The 10,335-nt window shown below is 73.7% G+C and carries 10 protein-coding genes and 1 pseudogene; 6 read left to right on the top strand and 5 right to left on the bottom strand.

Annotated elements, in window-relative coordinates:
* Positions 1 to 90: 90 nt before the first annotated feature.
* The 5 genes and pseudogenes from ACIQOV_RS11305 to ACIQOV_RS11285 form a co-directional block, all read right to left on the bottom strand.
* The gene (locus ACIQOV_RS11305) at positions 91 to 1,086 is read right to left on the bottom strand and encodes a hypothetical protein (protein WP_401047448.1); all 996 of its coding nucleotides are present in this window, start codon (positions 1,084 to 1,086) and stop codon (positions 91 to 93) included.
* Positions 1,083 to 1,997 carry an ABC transporter ATP-binding protein gene (locus tag ACIQOV_RS11300; protein ID WP_401047445.1) on the bottom strand — a complete coding sequence of 305 codons (915 nt, stop codon included), beginning with the start codon at positions 1,995 to 1,997 and terminating at the stop codon, positions 1,083 to 1,085. The genes ACIQOV_RS11305 and ACIQOV_RS11300 overlap by 4 nt, the downstream gene beginning before the upstream one ends.
* Positions 1,998 to 2,040: 43 nt before the next feature.
* A complete protein-coding gene (locus tag ACIQOV_RS11295) occupies positions 2,041 to 2,493 on the bottom strand; it encodes a GntR family transcriptional regulator (protein ID WP_401047443.1) in 453 nt (150 codons plus the stop codon).
* 98 nt (positions 2,494 to 2,591) lie between these two features.
* Positions 2,592 to 4,148, bottom strand: coding sequence for a DUF2079 domain-containing protein (locus ACIQOV_RS11290; protein ID WP_401047440.1), 1,557 nt, complete (start codon positions 4,146 to 4,148; stop codon positions 2,592 to 2,594).
* A 121-nt stretch (positions 4,149 to 4,269) separates the two neighbouring features.
* Positions 4,270 to 4,569, bottom strand: a pseudogene (locus ACIQOV_RS11285) (diguanylate cyclase); the annotation flags it as partial.
* On the opposite strand from ACIQOV_RS11285, the gene ACIQOV_RS11280 reads away from it, so the two are divergent.
* From ACIQOV_RS11280 to pcp, 6 genes are all read left to right on the top strand, one after another.
* A complete protein-coding gene (locus ACIQOV_RS11280) occupies positions 4,550 to 4,849 on the top strand; it encodes a helix-turn-helix domain-containing protein (RefSeq protein WP_401047437.1) in 300 nt (99 codons plus the stop codon). The pseudogene ACIQOV_RS11285 and the gene ACIQOV_RS11280 sit on opposite strands and share 20 nt — an antisense overlap.
* Before the next feature lie 91 nt (positions 4,850 to 4,940).
* Entirely contained in the window at positions 4,941 to 5,855 is a 915-nt protein-coding gene (locus tag ACIQOV_RS11275; protein ID WP_401047434.1) for an alpha/beta fold hydrolase, read from the top strand.
* 63 nt (positions 5,856 to 5,918) lie between these two features.
* Positions 5,919 to 6,752, top strand: a complete 834-nt coding sequence (locus tag ACIQOV_RS11270; RefSeq protein WP_401047433.1) for a MerR family transcriptional regulator — start codon at positions 5,919 to 5,921, stop codon at positions 6,750 to 6,752.
* An 84-nt stretch (positions 6,753 to 6,836) separates the two neighbouring features.
* Positions 6,837 to 8,066 carry an MFS transporter gene (locus tag ACIQOV_RS11265; protein ID WP_401047430.1) on the top strand — a complete coding sequence of 410 codons (1,230 nt, stop codon included), beginning with the start codon at positions 6,837 to 6,839 and terminating at the stop codon, positions 8,064 to 8,066.
* A 168-nt stretch (positions 8,067 to 8,234) separates the two neighbouring features.
* A complete protein-coding gene (locus tag ACIQOV_RS11260; RefSeq protein ID WP_401047427.1) occupies positions 8,235 to 9,428 on the top strand; it encodes an alpha-hydroxy-acid oxidizing protein in 1,194 nt (397 codons plus the stop codon).
* Between the two features lie 154 nt (positions 9,429 to 9,582).
* Positions 9,583 to 10,266, top strand: a complete 684-nt coding sequence (gene pcp / locus ACIQOV_RS11255; RefSeq protein WP_401047451.1) for a pyroglutamyl-peptidase I — start codon at positions 9,583 to 9,585, stop codon at positions 10,264 to 10,266.
* The last annotated feature ends 69 nt before the right edge of the window (positions 10,267 to 10,335 follow it).

Raw genomic sequence — 10,335 nt, 5'->3', positions numbered from 1 at the left:
AAAGCTACCTCGCCGGCCTTCACCTCCGCGGCGCAATGATCTGGATCAAGGACCTCACCCGAACCCATTGATCACGACCGAATACGCGGCCTAGGCGCGGATGCGGCGGAAGACGGTGAGCAGCAGGAGCAGGGTGAGCGCCAGGAGGATGCCGGCCTCGACGAGTTGGATGGGGACGAGGTGGTCGGCCGGGTGGAAGCGGGCCCAGGAGGCGATGGCCTCGTCGCAGCCGGGGGCGCGGGCGGAGAAGAGGCAGGAGTCGGTGCTGGCGTGGGTGCCGTCGGGCAGGACGATGCCACGGCCGAGGAGCCAGGCGTTGGTGGGTTGGGGGGTGCCCACGGCGGCGATCTGTTCCACGGCCGGGTAGAAGTGGGGGCGGGCCCAGAGGACGAGGCCGTGGGCGGCGGCGACGAGGGCGCCGGTGAGGAACATCGCGGGCAGGGTGCGGCGGACGAGTTGGCCGACCAGGACGCCGAGGGTCAGGGCGAACAGGGACCAGGCGATCGGGGCGAGGCCGAGGACCGGGTAGGTGAAGAACTGGAACGGCGGGTCGAAGGCGGCCGGGCCGTGCACGATGTCCGTCCACCACACCCAGGTCATCAGGGAGGCGAGCACGCCGGCGGCGGCCAGGACGGCGAGGCCGGGAACGGCGAGGCGGACGGCCAGCCAGCGGACCGGGCTGACGGACTGGGCCCGGATCAGGCGGATGGTGCCGCGCTCGTACTCCTGGGCCAGCAGCGGGGCGCCGACGAACATGCCGGTCAGCAGCGGGACCGCGGTGACGGCGGGCTGGAGGACCTGGAGGTACCAGAAGTTCGGGCGGTCGATCGGCTCCAGGCGGTTCCAGCACTCGCGCCGGTCCCAGGTCTCGGGGTAGTAGCAGTCGGTCCGGTGCAGCTCGCTCACGATCCGGCTGCTGGCGACGTGGATCCACAGGAGGTCGGCCACCGCCAGGACCAGCAGGATGCCCAGGGTCCAGAGGAGGAGCCGGTTCTGGCGCAGCACCAGCCAGAGGATTCCGCGCAGGGCGGGCTTGGTGGAGGCCGTGGGAGCGGTGGTGCGGTCGGGCAGGACGGTCGTGCTCATGCGGCCACCTCGTTCGGTTCCTTGCGGTCGGCCGGTTCGGCGGGTCCGCGGAGGTAGCCGAGCAGCAGGTCCTCCAGGCTCGGACGCTCGCTCTCCCACTCGCCGTCCACCGGCTCGTCGGTGCGGACCAGGGCGATGGCCCGACGGCCGCTGACGCGCTGCTCGACCACCGACTCGGCGTCCAGGGAGGACTCCTGGGCGGCCGGGCCGGTGAGCAGCCGGTGCCCGTCGAGGATCTCCTCCAGGTCGCCGGCCAGCCGGACGCGTCCGCGCTGGACGAGGAGCAGGTGGTCGATGACGCCGTCCAGCTCGGGGAGGATGTGCGAGGACAGCACGATGCTGGTGCCGCGCTCGGCGGCGGACGACATCAGGGCGCCCATCAGCTGGTGCCGGGCGAGCGGGTCGAGGTCGGCCATCGGCTCGTCGAGCAGCAGCAGATCGGGGAGCTTGCCGAGGGCGAGGGCGAGGCAGACCCGGGTGCGCTGGCCGCCGGAGAGCGAGCCGATCCGCGCGTTGGGGTTCAACTCGCCCTGGTCGACGATCTGTTGGGCCCCGTCCTCGTCCCATACCGGGTTGAGCTCGCGGCCCATCCGCAGCGTCTCGGCGACGGTGAGGCCCGGGTAGAGCGGCTTGTCCTGCGGCACGTAGGCGATCCGGGCGCGCAGCCCGGGATCACCGGCGGTGGCGCCCAGCACCCGCAGTCCGCCCTCGGTGGGCGCGAGTTGGCCGGCGGCGAGGGAGAGCAGGGTGCTCTTACCCGCGCCGTTGGGGCCCACCACTCCGCAGATCCGCCCGGCCGGGACGGTGAGGTCGCAGCCCCGCAGGGCCCAGCCGCCTCGGTACCTCCTGCCGAGGCCTTCGGCCTCCAGGGCCGGCGCCGACGCGGGCGCCGTGGTCGTCGGGTCGTCCACCCGGTCCCCCCACTGTTCTCTGTTCGGTGTTGCCGAGGGGTCCTCAGACCCCGGTGTCGGAGCCGGAGGCCTTGTTGTCGGAGCCGGAGGCCCCGGCGTCGGAGCCGGAGACCCCGGTGTCGAGGCGCTGCTCCAGGACGGAGGCCATCAGCGCGGCGATGTCCTCGCGCTCCAGACCGGCCCCCCGGGCCCGGTCCACCCACCCGACCAGGTCCGCGCGCAGCGGCCCGTCCGCGGCCGCCTCCGGCCGGGCGAGCGAGCGCCGGACGAAGGTGCCGAGACCCGGGCGGGGTTCGACCAGCCCTTCGCGTTCGAGTTCGCGATAGGCCTTCAGCACGGTGTTCGGGTTGATCGCGGTCAGTTCGACCACCTCACGGGCGGTCGGCAGTTTGTCTCCGGGCTGGAGCAGTCCGAGTCGCAGGGCCTGCTTGGTCTGCTGCACGATCTGCTGGTACGTGGAGACGCCGCTGCGCCGCTCAATGCGGTACTCGATCACCGGCGTTTCGGCCTTTCACTAGTTCAATAGCGGAATAGTGGCCCACGGCGGCACGCGGGTCAAGCCGGACCCCCGGAGGGTGTCCTGGCGGAGGTCCTTCAGGGACGTTGCAGCAGGAGCAGGCCGTCCTGCTCGACCAGCGGACGGTAGCCGCGTTCCCGGTAGAGGGTCAGCATCCGGGCGGTGTCGGCGGTGGCGCACGGGGCCTGCACGCTCGGGTCGCGCAGGTCGACGGCCACCCACTGCGGTCCGGGGCCCACCGGCGCCCGGCAGACCAGGGTGACCTCGGCCCGGTCGGTGAGCTGCGCCGCCAGCCGGTTGGAGGCGGCCACGGCGGCGCCGTCGGGTATCCGGTGGAGCATCGCCCGGGTCTCGGTGAGCCGGGGCGAGGTGCGCCAGGCCTCGGGCATCACCACCTCGTGCAGCGGGTAGAGCGGCAGCGTCACGGCGGTCACCAGGGCGCTGACGGCGAGCGCGCGGCGGACGCGGCGGGTGTCGCAACGCCGCAGGATGTCGACCAGGGCCGCCAGCGCGATCGGCATCAGCACCGCACTGTAGTGGTAACTGACGCCCCAGTAGTGCGGGTTGGCCGAGAGCAGCCGCCAGGCGAGGGTGGGCACGCAGAGCAGGAGGAGCGGCGAACGCACACCGGCGAAGCCGGCGGTGGCGGCGAGCAGGAACAGCAGCAGCCACTTGACCGGCGGCCAGCCGAGCCGCAGCGGCAGCGCCCGGAGCGAGGCCTGCCCGCCCTGCCCGCCGCCGTCCAGTTGCTGCCAGTAGTCGAAGCCCCCGTTCGGGTTGAAGGCCGGCAGCACGACGAGCACGGTGAGCACGGTCGCGGCGAGGCCGACGACGGCGAGGGCGAGCCCGGGCAGCGGGCTGCGGCGCCGCTCCCGCCGGGCCTGCCAGGCGATCAGGACGCCGACGGCGGCCACCGTCAGCCCCAGGTCCTCCTTGACCAGCAGCAGCGGCAGCGACCAGAGCGCGGCGGCGAGCGGGCGGCGCCGGCCGAGTGCGGTGGCGGCGAAGGCGAGCAGCGGGACGGCGAAGGCGATCTCGTGGAAGTCGTCGGCCGCCGCCCGGACGATCCCCCAGGACGCCCCGGTGGCGCAGCCGACGACCAGCGCCGCCCTCGCCCCGGCCACCTCGTGGGCCCAGCGGGTCAGCGGGACGACGGCCAGCGCCATCAGCAGCGCCTGGGCGGCGACGAGGGTGAGCGGGCTCGGGAAGGCCCGGTAGGCGGGGGCGAGGACGGCGATCAGCGGGTGGAAGTGGTCCCCGAGCAGGTGGTAGCCGGGCCCCTTGAGCGGCACGATCGGCGCCTGCCCGTGGGCGTACGCCCGGACGGCCTGCTCGAAGATGCCCAGGTCGTAGGCCTTGGTGAGGCCGCGCCGGTGCCGGTTGACGGCGACGCAGATGTAGAGCGCGGCGAACCCGGCCGCCAGGCCCCAGGCGAGCGCGGCTGGGCGGCGGGTGAGCAGGGCCAGCAGGGTCGTGAACCGGGCGGAGGGCGCGGCCGAGGTGGTCGCGGCCGAGGTGGTCGCGGCCGAGGTGGTCGGGGCCGAAGGGGAGGAAGGGGTGGAAGCAGCGGAGGGAACGGGGGACGCGGAGGCTGCGGACAGCAGGGCTCGCGGCGGGGAGACGGAAGCGGGCATCGGCAAAGTACCCTTTCACTATTTGATTAGTGGAAGGGTGGTGGAAGCCGGACCCGCCGTCAAACCCGGCCGGCCGACGCCGACCGGGCCTTCGGGCTGCCCTCCGAACCCCCGATCCGGCTCACTCCGCCCACTCGGAGCCCCTGACCACCTCCACGAAGTCGCCGCGCTCGAAGCCCGGCACGAAGTGGGCGAGCACATCCGCCTTGACGTTGCCGAAGGTCGTTTCCGGGCGACCTTCGACACCCTCGGTGAACGCGGCCAGGATGCGGTTCTTGAAGTCGGGCCGCGGATGGGCCGCGACCACGGCGGCCCGCTGCCCGGCGGAGATCGCGTGGTAGCCGACCCCCAGCACGTCCAGCTCCACGCCCCGGGTGACCAGGGCGATCTCCGGCGCCGCGATGGCCGCCACCACCGCCGTCAGCACCCGCCACCTGACCCGGCTCTTCCAGGCCGAGCTGCACACCACGCCGGCCCGCTGGGTCGAGCGGGTCCGCCTCGACCGCGCCCGACAGCTGCTCCTCGACGGCCACAGCATCACCGCCGCCGCCCGGCTCAGCGGCCTGGGCAGCGACGAGACCCTGCGCCGCGCCTTCGCCCGCCGGCTGGGCACCACGCCCACCGAGTACCGCAACCGCTTCACCACGACCAGCGGCCCCGGCGCTCAAGCAGGTGAGCCCCCTGAGCACCTGCCCAGCTGAGCACCCGAGCACCCGAGCACCCGAGCACCCGACAGACTCCCCGCGACGAACGCTTGACCTTGACGCTACGTCAGGGTTGGAGGCTTGCCGCATGACGAACGAGAGCACTTCCACCGCCCCGCTCCACCCCCCGGTCGGCGGTTTCCAGGAGGTCGACGGCCGCCGCCTCTACCTGCACCGCCAGGGAACGGGCGGCCCCGCCGTCGTCCTCCTGCCCGGCGCCAGCGCCATCGGCCTGGACTACTTCGGTGTCCAGCAGGGGGTCGCGCAGTTCACGACCGCCGTGGTGTACGACCGCGGCGGCACCGGCTTCAGCGACGAGGCCGCGCTGCCCCGCACCGCCGCCGAGGTCGCGGCCGAACTGCGCGAACTGCTGCGCGCCCAGGGCGTTCCCGGCCCGTACGTCCTGGTCGCGCACTCGCTCGGCGGCGCGTACGCCCACGGGTTCGCCCAGCAGTACCCGCAGGACGTGGCCGGACTGGTCTGGCTGGACGCCTTCCACCGGGACTGGGACGACTACATGCCCGCCGAGGCGAGCCTGGCCGCCACCCAACAACTGTCGCCCACCGAGGAGCAGCTGCGGCAGGCGCTCCCCGCCATCCGGCAGCTGTGCGAGGACCTGCTCGTGGACTACCCGGCGGACGTCCGCGACGCGGTGACCGAGTACCACGTGAGCGAGCGCTGGATCCACGCCGGCATCGCCGAACGCGCCTCGATGCCCGAGCTGGCCGTCGAACTGCGGGCCGGGGCGGACCTCCCCGACGTCCCGCTGATCGCGCTCACCCCGCTGGGCGTCGACCCCGGCCAGCAGGCGCTGATGTCGGAGGAGCTCCTCCAGGCGATGCACGACGGCAAGACGCGGCTGTACGCGGACATGGTGGCCAGGGTCTCCAACGGCGAGCAGCGCCTCCTCGCCGACACCGGCCACAGCCAGTTCGTCTTCGAGCGGACCGATGTCGTGGTCCAGGCGATCCGCGATGTCGTGGACCGGGCGGGCCGCGCCTAGACTTCGGCCACGGCCACGGCCACGGCCACAGCCACAAATCCTCAACGGAACCGGAGCCGGACGGTGCTGACGATCGGTCAACTCGCCGCGACCGCAGGCGTGACCGTGCGCACCGTCCGCCACTACCACCAGGTCGGGCTGCTGCCCGAGCCCGAGCGCGACCGCTCCGGCTACCGCCGGTACAGCGCCCAGGCCGCGGTGGACCTCATCCGGATCAGGACGCTCGCCGACGCCGGGGTGCCGCTGGCCCGGATCGACGCGCTGCTGCACGCTCAGCCGGAGGAGTTCGCCGCCGCCATCACCGACCTCGACGCCGAACTGCGGCACCGGATCGACCAACTCGCCGAGCACCGCCGCCGGATCGCCGACCTGGCGAGCGGCGAGCGGCTCGCACTGCCGCCCGAGGTGGTCGCCATCCTGGACCGGATGCGCGCGCTCGGGGTCAGCGAGCGGTCGGTGCTGCTCGAACGGGACACCTGGATCCTGCACCAGGCCCTGGACCCGGAGGCCATGCGCCGGGGCATCCGGGAGAAGAACGCCAGCTTCGACGACGCCGAGACGATGCGGCTGTTCCTGCTCTGCGACCAGTCGCTCGACTGGGAACCGGACGACCCCCGTGTGGACCGACTGATCGACGACCTGGACGCCTGGGAGGCCGCCCATGGACGGGACAGCAGCCGGCCCGGCAAGCAGGCGGTGATCTTCTCCCGGCTCGCCGAGGCCTCGCCGACCTGGCAGCGCATCCTCGGCGTGCTCGCCCACCGCGCCAAGCAGCGCCGCCTCGCCGAAGGCCACAGTCCTGCCGAAGGCCACCATCTCGCCGAGGAAGGACGGGCCGCCGAAGAACCCCCCGCCGCCGAGGAAGGCCGGGCCGCGGACCCGGCACGGAAGCGTTGACGTCGGATTCACGCCAGCCCAACCCCCGTTCGTACTGCTGGACTTCGGGTCACGAACCCACCACCCAGCGACGGGACCTCCGGCATGCCGACCGGCACCACTCTCCCTCCAGCCCCGACCACCCCGGGCGCGACCGCCCCGGGCCCGCGCCCCCGGGACGGCGGCACCCTCGCCGTCCTCGCCGTGACGACCGGCGTGTTCTCCATCGTCACCACCGAGATCCTCCCGATCGGCCTGCTGACCCCGATCGGCGCCACCTTCCGGATCTCCGACGGCACGGCCGGGCTGATGATGACCCTGCCGGGCATCGTCGCCGCGGTGGCCGCGCCCCTGGTGACCGTCATGACCCGGCGCGCGGACCGGCGGACCATGCTCTGCGCGCTGCTGCTGGTGCTGACCCTGGCGGACCTGCTCAGCGCCTTCGCCCCCGCCTACTGGGCGGTACTGGCCGCCCGGATCGTCCTCGGCCTGGTCATCGGGGCGTTCTGGTCGATCGGTTCCGGGCTCGCCCCGCGCCTCGTCCCGGAGGACCGGCGGGCCCGGGCCAACACGGTGATCTTCTCCGCCGTCCCGCTCGGCTCGGTGCTCGGCGTCCCGGCGGGGGTGTTCCTCGCCTCCCTGGCCGGCTGGCGGACGGCCTTCCTCGCGATGGCCGCGCTGACCCTGCTCGCCCTGGCCGCCCTCCTGCGGTCGCTGCCACCGCTGCCCCCGCTCACCGTCACCGGGCTGGGAGTGCTGCGCGGTCTGCTGGCCGGCCGGGGCACCCGGACCGGCGTCCTGGTGACCTTCCTGATCGTGCCGGCCCACTTCGGCAGCTACACCTACGTCACCCCGTTCCTCGCCAGCACCACCCACGCCGGCCCCGGCCTGATCACCGCCCTGCTACTCCTCTACGGCGCCGCCGGACTGCTCGGCAACGTCCTGGCCGGGGGCCGGGCGGCCGGGGCACTGCGTCCGGTGTTCGGCACGGCGGCCGTCCTGCTCGCCGCCGCGGCGCTGCTGCTGCCGCTGCTGGGCACCGGCGGTCCGGGCGCCGCCGTCCTGCTGGCGCTCTGGGGCACGGCCTACGGGGCCGTCCCGGTCTGCGCGCTCAGCTGGTTCCTCGCCGCGGCCCCGCACGCCCCGGAGGGTGCCGGCGTGGTCTTCACCTCGGCGTTCCAGGCCGCCTTCTCGATCGGCGCGCTGGCCGGCGGCCTGGCGGTGGACCACTCCTCGCCCGGCACGGTCATGCTGCTCGGCGGGACGGTCGCCCTGCTCGCCGCGGCCGCCGTGTGGCGGTACGGCCACCGGGTCCGTCCCGAACCGACGCCGTGAGACGGCCGACGCGGTGACACACACCCCCGGCCGGACCCTGGCCGTCCGCTCCGTCCGCGGTGAGAATGCCGGTGTGCCGTCAGCCCGTCCGTCCGTACGACGGAGCCGCGGACGGCACCGCCGGCCGGGACGGTCCCGGGCGGCCGAGGGCGAGAGGACGGCCGACGGATGGACAGCCAGTGGATGGATCCGGCGTTCCAGGGGCGGTTCGGCGACTACCAGAACGAGATCTATCTGCGCGGGCTCGGCGGCGTGCTGCCGACGATGCCGATGGCCTTCGCCGAACTGGAGGCGCGGGCGAGCACGGCGCTGGCGCCCTCCGTGCTCTCCTACGTGGCGGGCGGGGCGGGCGACGAGTCCACCCAGCGGGCGAACGTCGCCGCCTTCGGCCGGTGGGGCCTGGTGCCGCGGATGATGGTCGGCGCGCGCACACGGGACCTCTCGGTGGACCTGTTCGGGATGCGGCTGCCGACCCCGCTGTTCATGGCTCCGATCGGGGTGATCGGCCTGTGCGCCCAGGACGGTCACGGGGACCTGGCCACCGCCCGGGCCGCCGCCCGGACCGGTGTGCCGATGGTCGCCTCCACGCTGACGGTCGACCCGCTGGAGCGGGTGGCCGCCGAGTTCGGCGACACTCCCGGCTTCTTCCAGCTCTACACCCCCACCGACCGGGCGCTCGCCGAGAGCCTGGTGCACCGGGCGCAGGCCGCCGGCTACCGGGGCATCGTCGTCACGCTGGACACCTGGGTCACCGGCTGGCGCCCGCGTGACCTGGCGACCGCCAACTTCCCCCAGCTGCGCGGCCACTGCCTGGCCAACTACACCTCCGACCCGGTGTTCCGCGCCCGCCTCGCCAAGGCCCCGGAGGAGGACCCGCAGGCGACCGTCCTGGAGTGGGCCGGCGTCTTCGGCAACCCGCTGACCTGGGACGACCTGCCCTGGCTGCGCTCGCTCACCGACCTGCCGATCCTCCTCAAGGGCATCTGCCACCCCGAGGACGTCCGCCGCGCCAGGGACGGCGGCGTCGACGGCATCTACTGCTCCAACCACGGCGGCCGCCAGGCCAACGGCGGACTCGCCGCCCTCGACGCCCTCCCCGGCGTCGTCGAAGCCGCCGAGGGCCTGCCCGTCCTCTTCGACTCAGGCGTCCGCTCGGGCACCGACGTCGTCAAGGCCCTCGCCCTCGGCGCCACCGCCGTCGGCGTCGGCCGCCCGTACCCCTACGGCCTGGCCCTGGAGGGCACCGACGGCATCGTCCACGTACTGCGCTCCCTGCTCGCCGAGGCCGACCTCCTGATGGCCGTCGACGGCTACCCCACCCTCGCCTCCCTCCGCGCGGACGGCGCACTGCGCCGCACATGACGAGAATTCAGGTCACGAGAAGTCAGGTCACGACGAGGAATCAGGTCATCGTGTCCGCCGGAAAGCGGCGGGGCTTGCCGGGACATTCGGGACGGCCCTACGCTCGAACGGCACAAATCGGGTCCGTACGTTCCCGCACGCTCGGAGGTCCGCCATCATCCGCGTCCTGCTGACCGCCTTCGAACCGTTCGGCCGCGATCCCCTGAACTCGTCCCTGGAGGCGGGCCGACTGGTCGCCGCCGGTCCGCCGGCCGGGGTGGCCCTGGAGTTCGCCGGGCTGCCCTGGGCGTTCGGCGACTCGATCGCCGAACTGCGCCGGGCGGTGGCCCGGTTCGAGCCGGACCTGGTCATCGCCACCGGCCAGGGCGGCAACCGGCCGGACCTCACGGTCGAGCGGGTGGCGATCAACCTCGACGACGCCGTCCGGACAGCCGACCGGAAGGGCAACCAGCCGCTCGACCAGCCGGTCGTACCGGACGGCCCGGCCGCGTACTTCTCCTCCCTGCCGGTGAAGGCCTGCGTGGAGGCGGTCCAGCAGGCCGGGATCCCGGCCACCGTCTCGCACACCGCCGGCACCCACCTCTGCAACCACGTCTTCTACGGGCTGGCGCACCTGATCGCCACCGAACGCCCGGAGCTGCGCGGCGGGTTCGCGCGCCTTCCGTACCTGCCGAGCCAGGCCTCCGGCCGGGAGCAGAGCGCCTCGATGTCGGCCGAGACGGCCGCCGAGGGGGTCCGCATCCTGATCCGCAGCGCCGTGGCCACCCTCCACCTGCCGCCCGTCGGCACAGTGGCGGCACCGCGCCGAAGAAGCTGGCTGTCCCGCCGGAGCAACTGATTCCCCGGAAACTGAGTTCCGGAGACTTCCGGAAACGCGAAGAACCCCCATCCGGGTCCCGGATGGGGG

The organism is Kitasatospora sp. NPDC091257 (genome assembly GCF_044757675.1).
In the GTDB taxonomy this organism is placed as follows: Bacteria; Actinomycetota; Actinomycetes; order Streptomycetales; family Streptomycetaceae; genus Kitasatospora; species Kitasatospora lactacystinica.
The sequence above is the reverse complement of the archived record's forward strand: the minus strand, read 5'-3'. Positions and strand labels throughout refer to the sequence as shown.